The 20,527-nt window shown below is 69.1% G+C and carries 21 protein-coding genes and 1 pseudogene; 2 read left to right on the top strand and 20 right to left on the bottom strand.

Features of this window, described 5'->3' with window-relative positions; translation table 11 throughout:
- Nucleotide 1 precedes the first annotated feature (1 nt).
- The 4 genes from AB0F15_RS02105 to AB0F15_RS02090 all read right to left on the bottom strand — a co-directional run bounded on the left by AB0F15_RS02105 (nt 2) and on the right by AB0F15_RS02090 (nt 3,459).
- A complete protein-coding gene (locus AB0F15_RS02105) occupies nt 2-1,192 on the bottom strand; it encodes a cytochrome P450 (RefSeq protein WP_360263748.1) in 1,191 nt (396 codons plus the stop codon).
- A gap of 14 nt (nt 1,193-1,206) precedes the next feature.
- Nucleotides 1,207-1,407, bottom strand: a complete 201-nt coding sequence (locus AB0F15_RS02100; RefSeq protein WP_360263745.1) for a DUF5988 family protein — start codon at nt 1,405-1,407, stop codon at nt 1,207-1,209.
- 202 nt (nt 1,408-1,609) lie between these two features.
- Nucleotides 1,610-2,479 (bottom strand): Gfo/Idh/MocA family oxidoreductase, encoded by an 870-nt coding sequence (locus AB0F15_RS02095; protein WP_360263743.1) that lies wholly within the window; start codon nt 2,477-2,479, stop codon nt 1,610-1,612.
- Nucleotides 2,476-3,459: a Gfo/Idh/MocA family oxidoreductase gene (locus AB0F15_RS02090; protein ID WP_360263741.1), complete on the bottom strand. Its 984-nt coding sequence runs from the start codon at nt 3,457-3,459 to the stop codon at nt 2,476-2,478. Before AB0F15_RS02090 ends, AB0F15_RS02095 begins: the two co-directional genes overlap by 4 nt.
- Nucleotides 3,460-3,568: 109 nt before the next feature.
- Here AB0F15_RS02090 and AB0F15_RS02085 point away from each other — a divergent pair, with 109 nt between their 5' ends.
- Nucleotides 3,569-4,813: a hypothetical protein gene (locus AB0F15_RS02085; RefSeq protein ID WP_360263739.1), complete on the top strand. Its 1,245-nt coding sequence runs from the start codon at nt 3,569-3,571 to the stop codon at nt 4,811-4,813.
- A gap of 41 nt (nt 4,814-4,854) precedes the next feature.
- Here AB0F15_RS02085 and AB0F15_RS02080 read toward each other — a convergent pair.
- The 15 genes and pseudogenes from AB0F15_RS02080 to rplJ form a co-directional block, all read right to left on the bottom strand.
- A pseudogene (locus tag AB0F15_RS02080) lies at nt 4,855-5,301 on the bottom strand (ESX secretion-associated protein EspG); the annotation flags it as partial.
- Between the two features lie 132 nt (nt 5,302-5,433).
- The gene (locus AB0F15_RS02075) at nt 5,434-6,315 is read right to left on the bottom strand and encodes a hypothetical protein (RefSeq protein ID WP_360263859.1); all 882 of its coding nucleotides are present in this window, start codon (nt 6,313-6,315) and stop codon (nt 5,434-5,436) included.
- A gap of 82 nt (nt 6,316-6,397) precedes the next feature.
- Nucleotides 6,398-6,973, bottom strand: a complete 576-nt coding sequence (locus tag AB0F15_RS02070; RefSeq protein WP_360263736.1) for a hypothetical protein — start codon at nt 6,971-6,973, stop codon at nt 6,398-6,400.
- 37 nt (nt 6,974-7,010) lie between these two features.
- Nucleotides 7,011-8,276: an MlaD family protein gene (locus tag AB0F15_RS02065; protein ID WP_360263733.1), complete on the bottom strand. Its 1,266-nt coding sequence runs from the start codon at nt 8,274-8,276 to the stop codon at nt 7,011-7,013.
- A complete protein-coding gene (locus AB0F15_RS02060) occupies nt 8,276-9,454 on the bottom strand; it encodes an MCE family protein (protein ID WP_360263731.1) in 1,179 nt (392 codons plus the stop codon). The genes AB0F15_RS02065 and AB0F15_RS02060 overlap by 1 nt, the downstream gene beginning before the upstream one ends.
- Nucleotides 9,451-10,635, bottom strand: a complete 1,185-nt coding sequence (locus AB0F15_RS02055) for an MCE family protein (RefSeq protein ID WP_360263727.1) — start codon at nt 10,633-10,635, stop codon at nt 9,451-9,453. The genes AB0F15_RS02060 and AB0F15_RS02055 overlap by 4 nt, the downstream gene beginning before the upstream one ends.
- A complete protein-coding gene (locus AB0F15_RS02050) occupies nt 10,632-11,618 on the bottom strand; it encodes an MCE family protein (RefSeq protein WP_360263724.1) in 987 nt (328 codons plus the stop codon). Before AB0F15_RS02050 ends, AB0F15_RS02055 begins: the two co-directional genes overlap by 4 nt.
- On the bottom strand, nt 11,615-12,643 hold the full coding sequence (locus AB0F15_RS02045) for an MCE family protein (RefSeq protein WP_360263722.1): 1,029 nt from the start codon (nt 12,641-12,643) through the stop codon (nt 11,615-11,617). The genes AB0F15_RS02050 and AB0F15_RS02045 overlap by 4 nt, the downstream gene beginning before the upstream one ends.
- Nucleotides 12,640-13,965, bottom strand: coding sequence for an MCE family protein (locus tag AB0F15_RS02040; protein WP_360263719.1), 1,326 nt, complete (start codon nt 13,963-13,965; stop codon nt 12,640-12,642). Before AB0F15_RS02040 ends, AB0F15_RS02045 begins: the two co-directional genes overlap by 4 nt.
- Nucleotides 13,962-14,798 carry an ABC transporter permease gene (locus AB0F15_RS02035; protein ID WP_360263717.1) on the bottom strand — a complete coding sequence of 279 codons (837 nt, stop codon included), beginning with the start codon at nt 14,796-14,798 and terminating at the stop codon, nt 13,962-13,964. Before AB0F15_RS02035 ends, AB0F15_RS02040 begins: the two co-directional genes overlap by 4 nt.
- 4 nt (nt 14,799-14,802) lie before the next feature.
- Entirely contained in the window at nt 14,803-15,555 is a 753-nt protein-coding gene (locus AB0F15_RS02030) for an ABC transporter permease (protein WP_013222532.1), read from the bottom strand.
- A 38-nt stretch (nt 15,556-15,593) separates the two neighbouring features.
- Nucleotides 15,594-16,769 (bottom strand): ABC transporter ATP-binding protein, encoded by a 1,176-nt coding sequence (locus tag AB0F15_RS02025; protein ID WP_360263714.1) that lies wholly within the window; start codon nt 16,767-16,769, stop codon nt 15,594-15,596.
- A gap of 302 nt (nt 16,770-17,071) precedes the next feature.
- Complete coding sequence (locus tag AB0F15_RS02020) at nt 17,072-17,215, bottom strand: hypothetical protein (protein WP_360263712.1); 144 nt, start codon at nt 17,213-17,215, stop codon at nt 17,072-17,074.
- A gap of 127 nt (nt 17,216-17,342) precedes the next feature.
- Nucleotides 17,343-17,729 (bottom strand): 50S ribosomal protein L7/L12, encoded by a 387-nt coding sequence (rplL, locus tag AB0F15_RS02015; RefSeq protein ID WP_360263709.1) that lies wholly within the window; start codon nt 17,727-17,729, stop codon nt 17,343-17,345.
- A 50-nt stretch (nt 17,730-17,779) separates the two neighbouring features.
- On the bottom strand, nt 17,780-18,334 hold the full coding sequence (gene rplJ / locus AB0F15_RS02010) for a 50S ribosomal protein L10 (protein ID WP_360263707.1): 555 nt from the start codon (nt 18,332-18,334) through the stop codon (nt 17,780-17,782).
- Between the two features lie 317 nt (nt 18,335-18,651).
- Here rplJ and AB0F15_RS02005 point away from each other — a divergent pair, with 317 nt between their 5' ends.
- Nucleotides 18,652-19,707 carry a hypothetical protein gene (locus AB0F15_RS02005; protein ID WP_360263704.1) on the top strand — a complete coding sequence of 352 codons (1,056 nt, stop codon included), beginning with the start codon at nt 18,652-18,654 and terminating at the stop codon, nt 19,705-19,707.
- Between the two features lies 1 nt (nt 19,708).
- On the opposite strand, the gene AB0F15_RS02000 is transcribed toward AB0F15_RS02005, so the two are convergent.
- On the bottom strand, nt 19,709-20,482 hold the full coding sequence (locus tag AB0F15_RS02000) for an alpha/beta hydrolase (RefSeq protein ID WP_360263701.1): 774 nt from the start codon (nt 20,480-20,482) through the stop codon (nt 19,709-19,711).
- Between the last annotated feature and the right edge of the window lie 45 nt (nt 20,483-20,527).

Below are 20,527 nucleotides of genomic sequence, written 5' to 3'. Positions count from 1 at the left end.
CTCACCAGGAGACGGGGAGCTCCTTCACCGAGAAGACGGAACCCTTCAGCCGCAGCGGAACCTCGTCGGCCGGGACGGCCAGGCGGAGGCCGGGGAACGCCCGCAGAAGCGCCGTGAACCCGGCGCGGAGTTCGATGCGGGCGAGGTTCTGGCCGAGGCACTGGTGGATGCCGAAGCCGAACGCGACGTGGCCGGAGGTGTCCCGCTCGATGTCGAGCTTCGCCGGGCAGGCGAACTTGGCCGGATCGCGGTTGGCCGCGGGCAGCGACACCGTCACCGTGTCGCCCTTCTTGATCAGCTCGCCTTCGAGTTTGATGTCCTCCAGCGCGGTGCGGTACGTGTGGTACTGGTTGACGGTCAGGTAGCGCAGGAGCTCCTCGATCGCGCCGTCGAGCTTCGCCGGCTCCGCGCGCAGCGCCGCCAGCTGATCGGTGTGGTGCAGCAGCGCGAAGACACCGGTGGCGAGCGCGCCCTCGGTGGTCTCGTACCCGGCGAACAGCAGGAGGGTGACGATGTTGCGCAGTTCCTCCTGGGTCAGGTCCTCGGCGACGAGCGAGCTGATCAGGTCGTCCTGGGGTTGCTGTCGCCGCCGCTCGATGACCTCGTCGAAGAACTTCCCGGCCACCTCATAGGCGGCCGCGGCCTCGGCCGGGTCCGCTTCCGCGTCGTGCAGCAGGGTCACCGCGGGCACGTACCGGTCGCGTTCCTCGTAGGGCAGGCCGACGAGCTCGCCCAGCATCCGCAGCACGAGCGGCTTGGCGAAGTCCATGACCACGTCGGCGGGGGCGCCCTTGGCCCGCATGACCTCGATCTGCTCGGCGGCCACGGCCTCGACGCGCGGGATCAGCCTGCTGGTGCGGCGGACGGTGAACTCGCCCGTCAGCAGCTTGCGGTACCGGGTGTGCTCGGGCGGGTCCATGTGGATGAACATCCCGGGGATCAGCGGGTGGGTCGGGATCACCCGCCCCTGGTGCGTCACCGGGAAGTGGCCGACTTCGCAGCTGTGGCTGAACCGCAGGTCGCTGAGGACCTCGCGGACCAGTTCGTAGCTGGAAACGATCCAGCCGACGTGCCCATCCGGGTAAACCATCTTCGCGAGCGGCCGCTCCTCGCGCAGAGAGTCGAATATCGCGGGCGGATCGAATTTGTCGGTCCGCGCCCACGGCACCTCGAAGGATATTGCGTCGGTCATGGAAGCCTTTCCGTTTATTCGGCGATCTTCGTGCGGTGCGTCCACCGGAAGACCGCGACATCGCATCCGTCGACCGACCGGAATTCCCCACCGTGCACGAAATGTTCGTAGCCGGCCCCGTAACGGATCTTGAGCGTGCTGTCCAGCGCGGTTGCCTGAACGCTGCGGGTCGTTTCCGCCAATTCGACCGGTCCACCGCTCAGCGCGATTTTCACTTGCGTAACAGTCATCGCGGGCTCCACCTCTCGGTCTCCCAGCACAACGGACCCAGCCTTTTGATTCCCGATTCAGGCTATGCGGGCCACGACCAGGGGACATCCCTCACTCTGGTAGAGCCATTCGCGTCCCCACTGGAGGCACAACGAAAGGGGCTTTCTCCGGTGGCACCGGAGAAAGCCCCTTCGAGACGAAGCCGCGTCAGCCTCCGGGCGGCAGGTCGACGGGCTGCCCGGTGTGCGCCGATTCGTAAGCTGCTTGGACGATCCTGGCGGTCCGCAGGGCGGCCTGTCCGTCCGGCCCGAGCGCACCGCCGTCGCCCAGGAAATCCTTGAGCATCAACGCATACAGGTCTTCGCCACCCGGCTCGCGCCGCGCACCGCCGAGGGCCGCGTCGAACCCGCCGAGCAGCCGCGGACAGGCGTCGTAGGCCACGCTGGCCTTGTCCCCGACGAAGGTGACGGCCGGCCATCCGGTCGCGGAAAGGCCGCGGCGGCAGTCGAACGAGGCGACCTTCCCGCTCCGGTAGCGCACGGTGAGCACGGCCGCGCTTTCGGTGCCCTGTCCATTGAGGACGTTGTTGGTCTGGGCGTACACCTGCTGCGCGGGCTCGCCATCGAGCACCGCGTCCGCCAGGTCGAGCAAGTACGGCGCGGCGGCACCGAGCGTCCCGCCGTCCACGTTGGTGTTCAGCGAGCCGAGAACCGTCGTCAGCTCGCCGACGACACCATCGGCGATTCCCTTGCGCACGACGGCGAACGCCTCGCCGTGGCACGCCGGGGACGCGAAGGTGAGCCGGACGCCGTCGCAGGCGTCCACCATGGCTCTCAGGTCGGCTTCCTTGGCGGCGAGCGGGTATTCGCACAACACGCGCGCCCGGGCCTCGGCCCCTCGCTGGACGAGTTCGAGACGGCGGTCGGCTTCCCCGGTGACGACGACGGCGTCGGGGCGCGCGGCGAACAGCGCGTCCCAGCTGTCCGCGTCGAGCAGGTCGACGTCCGGCAGCTCGCGCAACGGCTTGGCGTAGATTTCGGCGCGCTCGGGCGCGGACGACAGGATGGCGACCTTCACGCTGCTCCCCTTACCGGCAGTTCGACGGCACGCCCGGTCCACGCGGATTCGGCCGCGGCGTGGATGATCCGGACGGCGGCCAGCGCGTCCTTCGCCCCGATGCGCGGCTCGGGGCCGCCGGCGAAAGCCGTGGCGAACTCGCGCATTTCGGTGGCGAACACCGACGGTCCACCCCAGCCGAAGTTCTCGGCCACCCCGTCGACGACCCGGACCTCCTGCGGCCACTCGGAGTCGTAGCTCACGCTGCCCCCGGTGCCGGAGACGTGGAAGGCGACCCGCACGGGCGGCCGCGGCGTGGCCGTCCACCGGCTCACGACCTGGCTGATGGCGCCGTTGGCGTGGGTGAGCACGGCGGTCCCGGTCGCGACGGCCCCTTCGGGCGCCGGGGTGGCGATTTCGCCCTGGTAGCAGGCGTACACGCGGACGACGTCCCCGAAGACCCAGTGGGCGAGGTCGGCGCCGTGCAGCAGCTGATCGGTGAGGATCCCGCCCGACCGCGCGGAGGCGTGCCCGGTCCAGGGCCGCGGGTGGTAGGCGGAGAAGGAGAACCGGCCGACGGCACCTTCCCCCAGCCGCCCGCTCGCGACGAGCTCGTGCAGCCGCGCATAGGGCGCGGCAAACCGCACATCATGAGCGGCGTAGAGCCGAACCCCGGCCCGTTCCGCCGCGGCGACGATCTCTTCGGCCTCTTCGGCACTGGCGGCCAGCGGCTTCTCGCACACGATCCCCACCCCGGCGGCGATGGCGGTCATGGCGATCTCGTGGTGGCTGCCGGTCGGGGTGCAGATGTCGACGGCATCGGCTCCCTCGAGCGCCTCGGCCAGCGACCCGGCGGCCGCGGCCCCGAACTCCCGCGCCAGTTCGACGCCCCGGCCGTCATCGGAGTAGACCCGCACAGCGGCCCCGGTCCCGAGCCACGCTTCCAGGTGCAGGCGGGCAATCAACCCCGCACCGATCAGAGCCACCTCGAGCTGCCGCATGGATTTCCCTCACCGACGTCTGCGCGTACCGGGCTCGATCAGACTCGCCCAGACCGTCGGCGGGAGCCATTACCAACGTGGGTAGTTCGGGCCTGCCAGACTGGCCTCCATGTGTCGCCAATGCGAACTCGACGTCACTGACATCCCCGCGCTGCCGCCCGTGCGCCTGCCGTCGGCGACCGAGGCGCTGGCCGCCGCCGAGCGCAGCGCCGCCCTCGCCGACCTGCGGCGCTACGTGGCGGAACTGGACGGTGCCTCCGAACGGGGAATCACGTTGCTCCCTCGGTGGGCCGAGGCATGCGGGCTCGTGCGGGTCCTGAAGGGCACGCACGTACCGGTCAAGAAGAACGCGAAACTGCTCACGCAGCCGCTGGAACTGTGGGCACGCGCGTTCGAGACGCTCGGCGAGGCGGGCTACGGCATCGCCACCGAGGACGACGAAGTGCCGTTCGAGTTCGGGATGCTGTTCCCGGACTTCCTCGGGGGGTTGCAGATGGCGCTGTACTCCGCGGGCGGCACGCCGATGCCGTTGGAGCTGCTGTACGGGCTGGCTGACGAAATGCCGTCCTTGCTGGTGGGGCTCGAAATTCGCAGGGATTCACAGTGGCGCTACGCCCTCCGGGTGACCTTGGAGGTGCTGGACCGCCTCGGCGCAATCGAGCGGAGCACGGCCGACGCGGAAGAACTCGCCAAGATTGCCGAGCTCACCGGCCACCCCGAACCCGATCCGACCCTCGTGAGCTTGACTCCCCTCGCACTGTGGGCGCTGAACCGGATGCTCCGCGACGAGGGTGCCGATGCGCCGATCGCCGGCGAACTGGCCATGGCCCCGCTCGAAACCCTCTGTGCCCACGTCGCTGACGCGTCGCCGGAGATCGCCGAAGCCGAAGTGGCCGCCTGGGTGGCCCACCGGTCCGCGGCGGACGCCGCCGCGGAAGCCGCCGATTTCCTCCGGGAAGCGGCGGGCCCGACGCAGCGGCTGTTCGCGTTGCTGGCGCTCGGCGAAGCCGGTGATGCCGGCTTCGCCGATGCCCGGACCGTCCGCGAAGAAGGCGGTATTGCGGGTGCGGTCATGGCGGCTTGGCTGGTCGAACGCGGCGAGACGGCGGCCGAAACACTGACCGCCGACGAGATGTGCCTGGGCATGACCGATCACCTCGCGGCCATGGACGAACTCGGGGTGCTGTTCGACGAACTGGACGCGCTGGACAACCCGCTCTCCGTCGTCGATGTGATCGCCGCGGCCGACCATCCGGCCCGGCCTCGCCTGCTGGACGTGATCGCTGAGGAGCACCCGGACCGCAAGATCGCCAAGCAGGCCCGGAAGGCACGGTTCGCGCTGCGACAGGGCTGAGTCAGCCCAGTTCGCGCGACAGTTCGTCGAGCTTGGTGAGGAGGGCGCTGTCCGTTCCGGGCACTGTGATCACGAAGCGGCCGTCCGTGTGGCTGAGCCAGCGCCCCTGTGTGCGCGAAGATCGCCGCGACCCGGGCAGCCTGGCCTGAAGGTTCTTCGACGGCCAGGTCCGCGACGGGCACCGAGTACGAGACGGACCGGGCGGCCGGGTGCTCGGGCAGCTCGCGGACGACCACCCTGGTCAGCGCCTCGAGGCGCGCGGGCCGCACCAGGATCCGGCCATCCCGGGGCAGGTAACACAAGAACGCCCCCGACCGCCGTCCGGCGGCGGCGTGCAGCCGGTAGGCCAGTTCTTCGGTCTGCACGTAGGCCGACACCTCGGCCGGAGCGCGGCAGAGGAGCCGCAGGCTGTCTTCGAGGTCTTCACTGGGCTTCGTCCCGGTCGAGGAAACCCTCCGCGGCCAGCCACGCCCCAGGGGCCCGCCCATGGCGCCGGCGCCGAAGTCGCGGCGCCCCCGCCCGAGCCGGTCCGGTGCGCGGTGTGCACGCTGCTGGAAGCAGGCGTCCCGGAACCTGACGCACCCCGGAGCGGCACTTTCACGTGAAAGTGCCGCTCCCGGTTACTTGGACGGAGCGGGCGCCGACGACGGAGCAGCCGGGACCTTCGGCGCGTTGTAAGTGTCCATATCCGTGATCTTCCACTTGTCGCCCTGCAGCTGGGCGTTCAAGTGCAGCTGGGCCGTGCCCGCCGTCGTCTTCTTCGTGTCCGTGCGGGTCGATGTCTGGTCGACGAAGACCATCACCTTCGCCAGGTCGCCGTTGAGCATGATCACCGCCGCGCGCGTCACCTTGCACGTCACGATCATCTTCTGGGCCGGTGCGAGGCGCTTCACCTCGCCCATCAGGGAGTTGTACTTGTTCCGGACGTCGTCGTTGGCGAGGAGGTCGTTCGCCGCGTCCTCGGTCTTCTTGATGTTGTTGAAGTCGTAGGAGAACAGCGACTCGGCCGCCTTGGACACGGCGTCCTTGACCTGCGCCGTCTTCGCCACGTCCAGCAGCGCCGTGTTGCTCGTCGCCGAGGAGATCTCGGCTTCCTTGGTGTGGAACCAGAACGCCAGGCCGCCCAGGATCACCGCGACCAGCACCAGCGCGCCCGCGACCACGTAGGTCCGGGAAACCTTCGAGCCCGCGGGCGAGGACTCCGTGACCGGAACCTCGGGTTCCTCCGTCGGCTTCGCGATCCCGGCGTCCCGCTTCTTCCGCCGCGGTGCCGGCCGCGGGACGGCGTCCTCCTCGGCCGACGGCTCACCCGTGAGCGCCTCCGCCTGCGGTTCGGTCTCGACCGCCGCGAACACCTGCGTGTCCTCGGCCGGGGCGGTGTCGAGTTCGCCGCTGCTCGGCTCGATCGGCTCGGCGAACGGCCGGGGCGCCGGGCGCGGACGCGGCTTGGCGGGCAGCTCGGCGGCGGACTCGTCCGCCGAAGGCTTGCGCAGACCGGCCACGCGGGGACGGCGCACCGGCGACGGGGTGCTGCGAGGCGGCTGGCGGCGGGAGGGGGGCACTACGAGCTCCTTCTGGGTGACGCTACTGGCCGGCCGCGACGAGGGGGACGCTGTCGATGCCGGACAGCTTCCAGGCATCGCCCACCCGGGTCATCGACACTTCGAGGCGCAACGGCTTCGCACTGCTCTTGTCACCCTGGGTGACGGTCGTGGCGATGGCGGCGAGGAAGCTGGCCTTGCCTTCGTGGTCGTCCAGTTCCTCGACGGCGATGTCCTGGACGTCGGTGGTGACCTTCGTCTTGGCGTCGGAGAGCGCCTTGCGGAACGTCGGCGCCGACTGGTCGATCTGCTGCGCCATCTTGTCGTCCGACACCGACTTCTGCCGGGCGAAGAAGCCGTCGAGGTCGGTGTAGTCGACCTCGGTGTAGGCCTTGAGCGCGTTGGTGCCCGCCTTGACGACGGCCTCGCGCGACGCCGCCAGGCCGGCGTTGTCGTCGTTCGCGGCCATCCACCACTGGACGCCGAAGATCGCCGCGGCGACCAGGGCGGCCAGCGCCAGCGCCCCGGCGCCGAGCACCAGGATCCGCGAGGGGTCCTTCGACGGCGTCGGGGAGGACTCGTCCTCCACCGCCGTGGCGGCCGGCTCGTCCGTGCTCATGACACTCCAGAGTAGGTAACGGTCATCAAAATCCGCGTCAGGTCAGGCCGAGCAGCGAGCCCAGGCTGTTGAGGCTGACGCCGGGGCTGCCGACGATGCCCGGCACACCCCGGGTGTTCCGCTCCTCGGCCAGCTCTTCGGCCGGCCGGTTCGCGTTGGCCGAGACGTCGCTGTCCGACGGCGCGACCGGCACCCCGCCGTACGGCGCGTTCTGCGCACCGCGGACGTTGATCGGGCTGCCCTTCGGTTCGGCACAGTACGCGTTGTCGTCCGCGGGCCGCGGCGAGAGGTTGTTCCCGGTGCGGTACTGCGCATACGGGATGTAGCCCTTGGTGCAGGCGGGCGGGTTGAACAGGTTGAGCACCAGGCCGAGGTGCGCCGTGCCGTCGCCGGGCGCGACGCTGCTCGCCGCGCCGGCCAGCGCCGGGTAGGTGACCAGGCCCTGCTCGATGCCGTCGAGCCGGGTCACCGTCAGGTTGGCCGTGGTGAGCAGGTTCGCCGTCAGCGCGCCCAGGCCCGGCCCGGACTCGGCCAGCACCTGGCTGATCTGCGACGCCACCTGCGGCGTGATCCCGATGAGCTTGCGCAGATCGCCGTCGGAGTTCTTGAGGGTGCCGGTGAGCTCGTTGAGGCTCTTGCTGAACGACGCGAAGTTCTCCGCCTCGGCGTTCTGCGTGTCGAGCACCTGGCCGCCGGCGTCCAGCAGCTGGATCGTCTGCGGCAGGTACTGCTGCGCCGTCGTGGTGAAGCTGCGCGCGGTGTCGAGCAGCTTCTGCAGGTCGCCGCCGGTGCCGCGGAAGGCGTCGTAGGACTCGTCGACGACCGTGCGCAGCGAGTCGACCGGGACCGACGCGGCGAGCGAGTCCAGGTCGCCGATCAGCCGGTCGGTGCTGACCGGGGTGGTCGTCTTGTTCGCCGGGATCACCGAACCGGACGCGAGGTACGGGCCCTGGTCGGCCTTCGGCTTGAGGTCGACGTACTGCTCGCCGACCGCGGACCGGTTGGCGACGACGGCGTCGAGGTCCGCGGGCACCTTCGGGGCCGACGGGTCGATGTTCAGGTCGGCCTCGAGCCCGGTCGGGGTCAGCCGCATTGCGCCGACCCGGCCGATGTTGTAGCCGCGGTAGGTGACCTCGGCGTTGGTGAAGATGCCGCCCGATTCGTTGAGCTGCAGCTTCACCGTGTAGCCGTCGTTGCCGAACACGCTGCCGAGCCCGGCGAACCGGATCAGCGCGTACACGATCGCGACGACGGAGATCACCACGAAGGCGACCAGCTGGATCTTCGTCCGGCGCAGCAGCATCAGCCCGCACCTCCCGGCAGGAGCCCGAAGAGGTTGCCCAGGCCCGGTTTGGACTGCGAGGACTGCTGCCCGGCGCCGGGGATCGGCAACGGCGGCGGCTGGTTGGCGGGTGTGCCCTGCACCCCACCGGTCAGCCCGGCCAGCGGCAGCTGCCCGGACAGGGCGTTCTGCCTGCTGTTGCCCAGGTTGTCGACGATCGTCTTCAGGTTCAGGTCCACCTTCGCGAACAGGTTGAAGTAGTCGCCCTTGACGCCGTTGACCGCCTGGTCGCTGAACGGGAACGTCAGCAGGATCTCCAGCGCCTTCGGCAGGTCGTTGCCCGCCTCGCCCAGCTTCTGCAACGTCGGGGTCAGCGCCTTCAGGTCGGCGACGAGGTCCTTCTGCGACTTGTTGACCGTGTCGGTGGCGACGCCGGAGAGGTTGTCGAGGGCCTGCAGCATCGTGACGAGCTGGCCGCGCTGCTGCTCCAGCACGCCGAGCCCGGGCCCGAGGTTGTCGACCGCGCCGACCAGCTTGTCCTTCTGGTCGTTGAGGGTCGAGGAGAGCCGGTTCAGCCCGTCGATGGCCCGGGTGATGTTCTTCGACTGCCAGTCGAGGTTCGTCACCAGCTGGTTCGCGTTGTCCAGCAGCGCCTTGATGTCCGGCTCGCGGCCGGACGTGGCGTTGTTGAGTTCCTTGGTGATGGTGTTGAGCTGGTCGACGCCACCGCCGTTGAGCAGCAGCGAAAGCGCGCCGAGCAGTTCTTCGACCTCGACGCTGCGGTTCGTCCGGGCCAGCGGGATGGTCGCGTTGTCGGCGAGCTTGCCGGTGGCCTGGTCGTCGCCGGGCGAGGCCAGCTCGACGTACTTCTCGCCGAGCAGGCTGGACTGCTTGACGTTGGCGATCGCGTTGGCCGGCAGCTTGACGTCGCCGTTGACCTTCAGCGTGACCAGCGCGTGCCAGCCGTCCTTGGTGAGCCCGACGTTCTCGACCCGCCCGATCGGCACCTCGTTGACCTTCACCCCGGCCTCCGGGGTCAGGTCGAGCACGTCCCGGAACTCGACGTTCACCGTGTACGGGTGGTCACCGAGGTCGGCGCCACCGGGCAGCGGCAGGTCGTAGATGCCCTTGAAGGCACAGCCGGACAGCGTCAACGCGGAGGCCGTGACCAGCACCCCGACGGTCAGTAGCTTCTTCACTGGCCACCTCCGTAGAGCTGCCCGGCGATGGGCAGCGGCAGCGGCGGCAGCTGACCGGACTGCAGGGCCTGCACGGTCTGCGCCACGGACGGCAGCGGGATCACCTTGTCGACCACGCCGGCGATGCTCTCGCAGGCGTTGCCGAGCGCGTCCGGGATGCTGTTGGTGCCGACCTGCTTGAGCAGCCGGCAGATCATCACCAGCGGCGGCTGGGTCAGCTCGTTGAGGTTCGGCCGGGCGTCGAGCGTGCCCGCCGCGCCGTTGTAGGTGTTGACCAGGTTGCTCAGGCCGACCGGGGCGACGTCGAGGATCTCGGCGAGCGAGCTGCGCTGGTCGACGAGCACCTTCGTGATGCCGGCCAGCTTGTCCACATTGGACTTGAGCCGGTCGTGGTTGGCGTCGATGAACGCCTGCACCGCGGTGAGCGTCGTGCCCAGCTGCCGCACGGTCGCGGCCAGATTGTCCTTTTCGGACGCCAGGTAGCCGCTGACGTCGGCGAGCCGGCTTTCGAAGGTGCGGACCTGCTGGTCGGAGTCGGCCAGCGTCTGCGAGAACTTGCCGAGGTTCTCCACGGTGGAGAACAGGTCGTCCTTGTTGCCGGACAGGGTCCCGGCCGCCTGGCCGAGCTTGGTGATCGTGTCGTGCAGGGCCTGGCCGTTGCCGTCGACGTTGGCCGCCGCGGTGTTCAGCAGGTTCGACAGCGACCCTTGCTTGTTGACGCCGTTCGGGCCGAGGGTCTCGCTGACCCGGGCCAGGCTGGCCGCCAGCTGGTCGACCTCGAGGGGCACCTCGGTGCGGTCGAGGCCGATCACCGCGCCGTCGGAGATCCGCGGGCCGCCGGTGTAGGCCGGGGCCAGCTGGACGTAGCGGTCCGACACCAGGGAGGGCGCCACGATGAGCGCCTTGGCGTCGGCCGGGACGGCGACCGAGCGGTCGTACTCGAAATCGACCTTCACCTGGTTGCCCATGGGCTGGATCTTCGTGACCCGGCCCATGTCGACGCCGAGCATCCGCACGCTGTTGCCCTCGTAGAGGCCGACGGCACCGGCGAAGTACGCGGTCAGGTGGTTGCGGCCGGCGTCCTTGAGGGTCCACCAGATGCCGCCGGCGACGACGAGCGCGAGCACGATCGCGATGGTGAAACCCCGGGTCAGGGCCAGGCCGAAGCGGGTGTCACTCATTTCGTGTTGCACCCCTCTTCGTTGATCGGGCCGAACGACGGCAGCAGCAGGCCGCAGATGTAGTTGTCGAACCAGCGGCCGTTGCCGATGGTGTTGGTGAAGACGCGGATGAAGGGCGCGAACTTCTTGAGGCCGTCGGCCAGCGAGTCCTGGTTGCGCTGCAGCATCGACGTCAGCTGGTCGAGCTGGGTCAGCACCGGGTCGAGCTGCTTGTCGTTGTCGTCGATCAGGCCCTGCAGCTGCGTCGCCAGCTCGCGGGAGCCGTTCAGCAGCGCCGTGATCGCGTCCTCGCGCTTCGCGAGCTCGGCGAGCAGGTCGTTGCCGTCGTCAAGCAGCTTCTGCACCTCGGCGTCGCGGTCGACCAGCGTCTGCGACACCTCACGGGTGTTGGCGAGCAGGTTCGACAGCTGCTGGTCGCGCGAAGCGATCGTGTCCGACAGCTTCGACAGCCCCGACAGCGCGCCCTTCACGTCCTGCGGCGTGTTGGCGAAGGTCTGCGAGATGGCGTCGAAACTCTGCGCCAGCTGCTTGGTGTCGATGTTGTCGACGGTCTGCGACAGCCCGCGGAACGCGTCGAGCACGTCGTAGGGGGCCATCGTCCGGTCGCGCGGGATCCCGGTGCCCGGGTTCAGCGCGCCTTCGCCCTGCGGATCCAGCGACAGGTACTTCTGGCCGAGCAACGTCTTGATCTTGATCGCGGCACTGGTCCGGTCGCCCAGCCAGGCGTCCTTGACCTTGAACGACACCTTCACCGAAGCGCCGTCGAGCGCGATGTCGCTGACCTTGCCGACCTTGACGCCGGCGATCCGGACGTCGTTGTCCTTCTGCAGCCCGGATGCCTCGCTGAACTCGGCGGTGTAGGTGGTGCCGCCGCCGATCACCGGCAGGTCGTCGGAATTGAGCGCGGCGGTGAAACCGAGCGCCAGCACGACGATCCCGACCAGCGCGATCGGCACGGGGTTGCGGCTCTGGAACGACTTCATCCCTTGCACCTCGCCCGGTTCAGCGGCACGAGGGGGATCGGCACGTCGTTGATCAGTGGCGGCAAGCTCACACTCCCGGAGGACTCACAAGCGTAGAAGTTGAACCAGGAGCCGTAGTCCGCGGTGCGGGTCAGCGCGCTCACCTTGGTCGGCAGGAACTGGATGAAGTGCTCCAGCTCCGGCTCGTTCTTGTTGAGCGCGCTCGTGAGGTTCCCGAGCGCGCTGATGTCGTTCTTCAGCGGCTCGCGGACTTCGCCGAGCAGCCCGGACGTCGTCTCGGCCAGGGTGCCGAGGCTCTCGATCGCGTCGCCGATCGGCTTGCGGTCGGCGGCCAGCCCGGACACCAGCTGCTGCAGCTTCACGATCAGGTCGTTGAGCTGCGGGGTGTGCGCGTTGACCGTGTCGAGCACCGAGTTGAGGTTGTCGATGACCTCGCCGATCACCTGGTCCTTGCCGGCGATCGTGGTGGCCAGCGACGCCGTGTGGGACAGCAGGCTCTCCACGGTGCCCCCCTCGCCCTGCAGGACCTGGATGACCTCGTAGGACAGCTTGTTGACGTCGTCCGGGTTGAGCGCGGTGAACAGCGGCTTGAAGCCGTTGAACAGCTCGGTCAGGTCCAGTGCCGGCGTGGTCCGTTCCAGCGGGATGGTGCCGCCGGGCTGCAGCGGCTTGCCGGAGCTGTCGTCGCCTTCGCCGAGCGAGACGTAGCGCTGGCCGACCAGGTTGCGGAACTTGATCTGCGCGGTCACCCCGGCGGGCAGCGTCCGGCCGGCGTCGACCTCGAACTCGACCTCGGCCTGCCGCTTGTCGACGATGTGCACGTCCTTGACCTGCCCGACCCGGACGCCGGCGATGCGGACGTCGTCGTTGGGCAGCAGCAGCGTCGCGTCGGTGAAGCGGGCCTTGTAGGCGTTGGTGCTGGTGGTGTTGATGTTGGCGATGCTGATCCCGAGGATCGTCGTGAACAGCACGGTGACGACCACGAAGATGCCGAGCTTGATCAGCGGCGCGAGCAGGCCCCTCACTTGACCGTCACCTCCGCACCCCGGTACAGCGGGCCGACGAGCAGCGCGCTCCAGCTGGGGACGTCCGCCGCGTTCATGCCGAGCTGCGGGCCGAGCAGATCGGCAAGGAAGCCCTGCTCCGCCGTCGAATACGCCAGATCACCACCGCTGCCGCCGTTGCCGGCCGCGTCGGCCTTGAACTTGGCCGGGTTCAGCCCCTCGCTCGCGCTCTTCGGCGCGGCCTGGTGCAGCGTGCCGTCCTTGAACGCGCCGTCCGGCGGCTCGGACGGGAACGGCTTCGGGATGTTCTTGATGTCGTAGCAGCGCGGGCCGCGCTTGTCGTCGAACCGCGGCTCTTCCTTGCCCGCCTGGTACGGCGCGCGCGGCACGATGATTTCGATCGTCGCGTGCAGGCCGGGCTGGTCGGTGCCCTTGCCGAGGGCTTGGTCGATCAGAGGCACGTTCTTGGCCATCTGGGAGATCACGCAGGGGTACTCCGGCGCGTACTTCGCCAGCAGCTCGGCCGTCGGCCGGGCGGTCTCGACGAGGGAGATGATGTTGTCCTTGTTGTTCTGCAGGAACGTCTGCAGGTCCACCGAGGCCTGGGTGAGGCTGCCGTAGAGGTTCGCCAGGTTCTGCCGCTCGTCGACCACGGTCCGGGTCGTCGTGCTCAGGTTGTCCAGGCTCTGCACGAGGTCCGGTGCCGCGTCCTTCAGGTGGTCGGAGAACTCCGCGAGCGCCTTGAGGTTGTGCTGCAGCTCCGGCTCGTGCGGGTTCAGCTCGCCGATGTAGGTGCCGAGCTGCGAAAGCGTGTCGCCGAGCTGGTTGCCGCGGCCCGACAGCGCGGTCGAGATCGCGGTGAGCGTCGCCGACAGCTTCTGCGGCTGGACCGCCTGCAGCACCGGCATCAGGTGCGAGAACGCCTGCTCCAGCTCGATCGCGCTCGACGTGCGGTCCTGCGGGATGACGTCCCCGGTCGCCAGCGTCTTCGCCGACGGCGTCTGCGGGATCTCCAGTGAAACGAACCGCTCGCCGAAGAGCGTCTTGGGCAGGAACCGCGCCGAGACGTTCTCCGGGATGAGTTTCGCGGAGTCCGGCTGGAGCGCGAGCGTCAGTTCGGCGCCGTGGTCGGTGGCCGTGATGTCGGCGACCGAGCCGACGATCAGCCCGCGCACCTTGACGTCGGACTGCCTGAGCAGCTGGTTGCCGATCTTGTCGGCCTCCAGCTTCACCGTGACGACGGGCGTGAACGCCTTGTCGTAGAGCGCGATGGACAACGCCACCCCGCCGACCATCACGGCGATGAGCAGCAGGCCGAGCAGCCTGCGACGGAGCGTCCTCATCCCGCGATCCTTACCGTGACGTCGGTTCCCCAGATGGCGAACCCGATGAAGAAGTTCATGATCGACACCGTGACGATGGAGAGGCGCACGGCCTTGCCGACCGCGACGCCGACGCCGGCCGGGCCACCGGTCGCCCGGTACCCGAAGTAGCAGTGCGACAGGATGATCAGAACGCTGAACAACAGCACCTTGATGAACGAATAGAGCACGTCCTGCGGTGGCAGGAACAGGTCGAAGTAGTGGTCGTAGGTCCCGGCCGACTGGCCGTAGATGTAGATCACGACCAGTCTCGACGCGAGGTACGAACTGAGCAGGCCGATGATGTAGAGCGGGATGACCGCGACGAACCCGGCGATGATCCGCGTCGTCACCAGGTACGGCAGGCTCGGCACACCCATGACTTCGAGGGCGTCGATCTCCTCGGAGATCCGCATCGCGCCCAGTTGCGCGGTGAACCCGGCCCCGACGGTGGCGCTCAGGGCGAGCCCGGCGACCAGCGGAGCGATCTCGCGGGTGTTGAAGAACGCGGTCAGGAAGCCGGTGAAGGCCGACGTCCCGATCGAGTTCAGCGCCGAGTAGCCCTGGAGGCCGACGAGGACACCCGTGAACAGCGTCAGGCCGACCATCACGCCGACCGTGCCGCCGATGACCGCCAGCGAGCCGGAGCCGAAGCTGACCTCGGCCAGCAGCCGGAGGACCTCTTTGGTGTAGCGGCGCAGCGTCCGCGGGGTCCACAGCAGCGCGCGGCCGTAGAACGACATCTGGTCGCCGAGGGTGTCCAGCGTCTGGAGGGGTCGATTTACGACGCGTTTAGCGCCCTGGAGGAACGTCATGGCGCTAGTCCAGCTTTCCGGGCACGATCTGCAGGTAGATCAGGGTGATCACGAAGTTCACGACGAACAGCAGCAGGAACGTGATGACCACCGACTGGTTCACCGCGTCCCCGACGCCCTTCGGGCCGCCGGAGGGGTTCAAGCCCCGGTAGGACGCGACGACGGCGGCGATGAACCCGAAGATCAGCGCCTTGAGCTCACCGACCCACAGGTCGGGCAGCTGCGCGAGGGCGGAGAAGCTCGCCAGGTAAGCACCCGGCGTCCCGCCCTGCAGCACGACGTTGAAGAAGTAGCCGCCCAGCACGCCGATGACGCTGACCATGCCGTTGAGCAGGAGCGCGACCAGCATCATGGCGAGGGTGCGCGGCACGATCAGCCGCTGGACCGCGGAGACGCCGAGCACCTCCATCGCGGCGATCTCTTCGCGGATGGTCCGCGCGCCGATGTCGGCGCAGACGGCGGAGCCGCCCGCGCCCGCCACCAGCAGCGCGGTGACCAGCGGACTGGCCTGCTGCACGGTGGCGAGCACGGAGCCCGCGCCGGTGTAGGACTGCGCGCCCAGCTGGCGGGCGAGCGAGCCGAACTGCAGCGAGATGACCGCGCCGAACGGGATGGCCACCAGGGCCGTCGGCAGGATCGTCACGCTCGCGATGAACCACGACTGCTGGATGAACTCCCGCAGCTGGAACGGGCGCTGGAACAGGCCGCGGACGATGTCCAGGCCGAGAGCGAACAGGTTCCCGGTCTCGCGGAGCATGCCGATCCCGGGGATCTTCGCCTGTGTTGCGGGAGAGCTCACTGGCCACCTGGCCCGTTGTTCGGTGGCATTCGGTGCGTGCCGGTTCTGGGCGGCTGGCCGCCGCCCGGGATGCGCGCCACCTGGTCGGCGGGCAGCTGCCCGTGGTGCTGGTTCGGGACGCCATCACCCTGCGGGCGGGCGCCGACCTGCTGCGGCTGCCCGCGGTGCGGCCGCACACCGTAGTGGCGCTGCTCCTCCGGGCTCAGCGATTCGACGATGCTTTCCTGCGCGGCCGGCGGCAGCCGGTGCATGATCTCCATGACCCGGTCCTTGCGGCGGACGGCACCCATCCGGGTGGGCACGCCCGGTGTCGTCTGCATCTGCGGCGGCACCCCGGTGACGTCCTCGACCCCGCCCGCGTGGTGACCGGCGTCGAACATCGCCTGCTCGGCGGCCATCTGGGCGCTGTCCTTCTCCTCGGACATGCCGATCGGACCCTGCATCTTGCCGTTGAGGAACTGCTTGACGACCGGCTCTTCGCTGGTCAGCAGCACCTCGCGCGGACCGAACATGACCAGTTCCTTGCGGAAGAGCATGCCCAGGTTGTCGGGCACCGTGCGGGCCAGGTTGATGTTGTGGGTGACGATCAGGAACGTCGCGTCGATCTGCGCGTTGACGTCGAGGAACAGCTGCGAAATGTAGGTGGTGCGGACCGGGTCCAGGCCCGAGTCCGGCTCGTCGACCAGGATGATCTCCGGGTCGAGCACCAGGGCGCGGGCCAGGCCGGCGCGCTTGCGCATCCCGCCGGAAATCTCGCCCGGCAGCTTCTTGTCGGCGCCGTTCAGACCGGTCATGTCGAGCTTTTCGAGGACGATCCGGCGGACTTCCGTCTCGGACTTCTTCGTGTGCTCGCGCAGGGGGAAGGCGACGTTGTCGTACAGGTTCATCGAGCCGAACAGCGCGCCGTCCTGGAAGAGGACACCGAACAGCTTCCGGATCTCGTACAGCTTGTGCTCGGAGCAGGTGACGATGTCCACCCCGTTGATCATGCAGCGGCCGCGGTCGGGCTTGAGCAGCCCGATCATCGACTTGAGAAACACCGACTTGCCGGTCCCCGACGGGCCGAGCATGGCCGACACTTCGCCCGGGGGGAGCGTCAACGTGACGTCCCGCCAGATGGCCTGCTTACCGAAGGACTTCGTCAGACCTTCGATGACCACCTCGGCACCCATCGCACCTCCAGGAGCTGTTCCGCGTCATTGCGCCCGCTGCCACACCCTGCCACCCATGCCGGCGGCGGGTGCGGGCCTGTGGCGCCCACGAACCCGCGTCAACCAGGTGCAACGAGCTGAGTGCGAACAGGTTACTCACCAGTTTTCTTTTCTGGCCAGCCCCGGGTCCATCGTCACCCCGCCGTGATCGCCAACTGCCAGCACGGTAGTCCAAACGGGGCAACGGCGCAGACTTCTCAGCCCCCGAACCCGCGATTCGGGGGCCCCGGGGCCATTCGGACAGCGCTCCTAGGGGACCCCTCCTAGGCGAGCACGGTGAGGGCGACGAGGACCAGCAGGAACACCACGGGCGCGACCACCGCCGCCAGGGAGAGCGTGAGCAGGGGCGCCCGGTCGGTCAGCTGCTGCGCGAGGAGCTCGAGGTGTTCGGGGTCGGTCATGGTCATCGAGTCGCTCCGGCGAGCGGCCGCGCAACACCCGGGCGCAGTATCCCGGCAAACGGGACGGGGGCGGGCATCCGAGTGGATGCCCGCCCCCGTCAGAGGTGGTGCGTAGGCGCTGGCGCGCCCAAGATCACTTGATGGAGATCTTGGCGCCCGCAGCCTCGAGCTTCTCCTTGGCGGCCTCGGCGGCCTCCTTGTCGACCTTCTCCAGGAGGGCCTTGGGAGCGGCCTCGACCAGCTCCTTGGCCTCCTTCAGGCCCAGACCCGAGACGACCTCGCGGACGACCTTGATGACCTGGATCTTCTTCTCGCCGGCGCCCTCGAGGATGACGTCGAACTCGTCCTGCTCCTCCGGGGCCTCGGCAGCGGCACCGGCCGGGCCGGCGGCGGCAACGGCGACCGGCGCGGCGGCGGTGACGTCGAAGGTCTCCTCGAACTCCTTCACGAACTCGGACAGCTCGAGGAGGGTCAGCTCCTTGAAGGCGTCGATCAGCTCGGCGGTGCTCAGCTTCGCCATGATGGCTTCCTCTCAGAAAAACGAACTAGACGTTCGGGATGGGGGGTGGTTCAGCTCTCGGCGGGTGCTTCGGCTGCTTCGGTACCGGTGGCGTTGCGCTGCTTTTCCTCCAGCGCGGCAGCCAGGCGGGCGACCTGGGACGCCGGCGCCTGGAACAGCGCGGCGGCCTGGGACAGCTTCGCCTTGAACGCGCCCGCCGCCTTGGCGAGCAGGACCTCACGGCTGTCGAGATCGGCGATCCGGTTGATCTCGTCCACGGACAGCGCACGGCCGTCCATGTAGCCGCCCTTGATCACAAGCGCGTTGTTGTCCTTCGCGAAGTCGCGAAGCGCCTTGGCGGCGTCGACAGCTTCACCCTCGACGAAGGCGATGGCGGTCGCACCGACGAACAGGTCCTCGAGCCCCTGGACGCCGGCGTCCTCAGCGGCACGCTTGACGAGGGTGTTCTTCGCGACCCGGTACTTGGCACTGGTGCCGAGAGCGCGGCGCAGCTGGGACAGCTGGGACACGGAGAGGCCGGTGTACTGGGTAACGACGGTGGCCGAGCTGGTGCGGAAGCTCTCCGCGATCTCGGCGACGGCCGCCACCTTGTCGGGCTTCGCCATGGTCGCCTCCTCTCTTGGCTAGTGTTTCCACTGGCCCGAAGAGCCCCCGAAACGACAAAACGCCCTCGCGCAAGCAGGCGCGGGGCGTCTTCCGGCACGCAGAGCGGCCGGGCCTCGTTCCTCCTGCGCGGGCCGCCCGGCGATGCGGGACCTTCGTTCCTCACGCTCGGGAGAGCACTCGGAAAACCAGCGGTCTTCGGTAGAACCGTGGTCAAGCATACGTGACGGGTTTTCGGACCCGCACCCACCCCCGGGCCGTGACCTGCATTAGGACGGCTGGGGGTTCCCCACGGCGGCCCGGAGGGCATCATGGTGACGTGGCGGAGCAGCGTGATGACGGAAAGCCGGGCTCGGACATCGAACCGGCGGGCCCGAACGCGCCCGCCACGGGGAACGGCCGCCCCGGCAACGCTCCGGCGCCCTCGGAGGGTTCCCCGGCTCTGCCTCAGCCGGGCGATGTTCCCGCGCCCCAGCAGAATCCCCCGGCACTACCCCAGCCGAGCACCACTCCCGCGCTCCGGCAAAGCCCCCCGGCGCTCCCCCAGCCGTCCGGGGCGGCCGCTCCGCCGCCGGTCGATCCGGCCGAGCTGGAGCAGTTCCGCCAGTTCCAGCAGTTCCAGGACTACCTGCGCTTCACCCAGGCCCAGCAGGGCAACCAGCCGGCACCCGCCCCCGGCGACGGCGTGGTCCAGGCGCCGGCGTCCCGGCAAGGTGGCCAACCGCCGATGATCCCGCCGGGTTACCAGCTCGTCCCGGCTGAGCGCCGCCGGGCGCCGAAGTGGGTGACCTGGCTCGGCAAGAAGGTCCTCGCCTGGGTGCTGGCGTTCGTGCTCCTCGCGATCGCGGGTACGTGGCTGTACAACCACTTCTTCCCCAACGACGCCGGCAAGTCCTCGGCCCAGCTCGCCCAGGAGGGCGGCGGGACCTACCACACGAACCACGTGTTCTCGACGAACCCGTACGAGGCCGTGCGGATGGTGTACCACAACGTCGCCCAAGGCCGGGTCGACGACGCCTGCGGCCGGTTCCAGAACGAGGGGCAGCGCGACGTCCAGACCGGGTTCGCGCAGGACATCGCCCAGACGTTCCGCCAGAACGCCGCCCAGACCGACTGCAAGAAGGCCGTCGAATTCCTCGCGACCCTGGTGACGAACAAGAACGACTACGCCGAATCCCTGCCGTCGAGTGTCTCCGAACCCCTGCCGGGCGACACCGTGACGATCGATTCGTGCACCTTCGCCGTCAAGGGTGGCCCGGCACTGGGCGTCTTCACGGTCTCGAAGGTCGAGAAGGGACAGTGGCTCATCACCGGCCACGCGATCGGGCCGGCGAAGTGCAGCGGGGTGCCGTCCACCGCGACACCGACCAGCTGACTCAGCGCGGCTGCGGAGCCGAGAGGAACGCCACCAGCGCCTCCGCGAACGCCGGCGACATCACCGCCGTCATGTGGTCGCCCGGGATGCGGACCAGGCGGGCTCCCGCGATGGCCGCCGCCAGGCGTTCCGGTTGGGCGGCCAGCTGGTCCTGCTCGCCCGCCAGGATCAGGGTCGGGACGCCGATCGCCGACAGGTCCAGGTGTCCCTCGCGGGAGGCCAGCGCCACCGCCGCCAAGGCCTGGCGGTCGCCGCCGACGGCGTCGGCCAGCAGGCGGAACGGGACTCCCGATGGCGGGACCGTCGACGGGTCCTCGGCCAGCAGGGCCGAAGCGACGTCGGCCGGCTTCACCACGCGGAGGTCGACGCCGCCGAAGTCGACGATGCCCGAGCCCACGCCGCCCGTCGCCAGGCAGCGGATGCGCTTGTCGGCCGCCGTTGCGGTCAGGGCGATGACCGCGCCCATCGAGTAGCCGACCATGGACACCTCGTCGAGGACCAGTTCGTCGAGCAGCGCCGAGACGTCCCGTGCCATCGCGTCCTCGGTGTAGCGGGACTCGTCGTGCGGCTTCTCGGAGCGGCCGTGGCCGCGCGCGTCCAGTGAGACGACCGTGAAGCCGGCCTCCCGCAGCGCCGCGACGACGCCGGTGGAGATCCAGTTCGCGTTCGTGTCCGCGGCGAAACCGTGTTGCAGCAGCACCGGGCGGTAGCCGCCTTCGCCCTCCCACACGGTGTAGTTCAACCGGAGCCCGTCGAACGACGCGAAAGTCGGCATGCCGTCAATAAGACACGAAGAAAGGGCGCCCCCGCAGCAAGCGGG

This window comes from Amycolatopsis sp. NPDC026612 (assembly GCF_040638285.1).
In the GTDB taxonomy this organism is placed as follows: Bacteria; Actinomycetota; Actinomycetes; order Mycobacteriales; family Pseudonocardiaceae; genus Amycolatopsis.
Note: the sequence above shows the minus strand (reverse complement) of the source record. Positions and strands in the feature narration are given on the sequence as shown.

What these genes read in the sequence shown, in the direction of transcription:
- AB0F15_RS02105 (WP_360263748.1), bottom strand. Translation starts at nt 1,192, where the DNA reads ATGACCGACGCAATATCCTTCGAGGTGCCGTGGGCGCGGACCGACAAA.
- AB0F15_RS02090 (WP_360263741.1), bottom strand. Translation starts at nt 3,459, where the DNA reads ATGCGGCAGCTCGAGGTGGCTCTGATCGGTGCGGGGTTGATTGCCCGC.
- AB0F15_RS02085 (WP_360263739.1), top strand. Translation starts at nt 3,569, where the DNA reads ATGTGTCGCCAATGCGAACTCGACGTCACTGACATCCCCGCGCTGCCG.
- AB0F15_RS02070 (WP_360263736.1), bottom strand. Translation starts at nt 6,973, where the DNA reads ATGAGCACGGACGAGCCGGCCGCCACGGCGGTGGAGGACGAGTCCTCC.
- AB0F15_RS02065 (WP_360263733.1), bottom strand. Translation starts at nt 8,276, where the DNA reads ATGCTGCTGCGCCGGACGAAGATCCAGCTGGTCGCCTTCGTGGTGATC.
- AB0F15_RS02055 (WP_360263727.1), bottom strand. Translation starts at nt 10,635, where the DNA reads ATGAGTGACACCCGCTTCGGCCTGGCCCTGACCCGGGGTTTCACCATC.
- AB0F15_RS02050 (WP_360263724.1), bottom strand. Translation starts at nt 11,618, where the DNA reads ATGAAGTCGTTCCAGAGCCGCAACCCCGTGCCGATCGCGCTGGTCGGG.
- AB0F15_RS02040 (WP_360263719.1), bottom strand. Translation starts at nt 13,965, where the DNA reads ATGAGGACGCTCCGTCGCAGGCTGCTCGGCCTGCTGCTCATCGCCGTG.
- AB0F15_RS02035 (WP_360263717.1), bottom strand. Translation starts at nt 14,798, where the DNA reads ATGACGTTCCTCCAGGGCGCTAAACGCGTCGTAAATCGACCCCTCCAG.
- AB0F15_RS02030 (WP_013222532.1), bottom strand. Translation starts at nt 15,555, where the DNA reads ATGCTCCGCGAGACCGGGAACCTGTTCGCTCTCGGCCTGGACATCGTC.
- AB0F15_RS02025 (WP_360263714.1), bottom strand. Translation starts at nt 16,769, where the DNA reads ATGGGTGCCGAGGTGGTCATCGAAGGTCTGACGAAGTCCTTCGGTAAG.
- AB0F15_RS02020 (WP_360263712.1), bottom strand. Translation starts at nt 17,215, where the DNA reads ATGACCATGACCGACCCCGAACACCTCGAGCTCCTCGCGCAGCAGCTG.
- rplL (WP_360263709.1), bottom strand. Translation starts at nt 17,729, where the DNA reads ATGGCGAAGCTGAGCACCGCCGAGCTGATCGACGCCTTCAAGGAGCTG.
- rplJ (WP_360263707.1), bottom strand. Translation starts at nt 18,334, where the DNA reads ATGGCGAAGCCCGACAAGGTGGCGGCCGTCGCCGAGATCGCGGAGAGC.
- AB0F15_RS02000 (WP_360263701.1), bottom strand. Translation starts at nt 20,482, where the DNA reads ATGCCGACTTTCGCGTCGTTCGACGGGCTCCGGTTGAACTACACCGTG.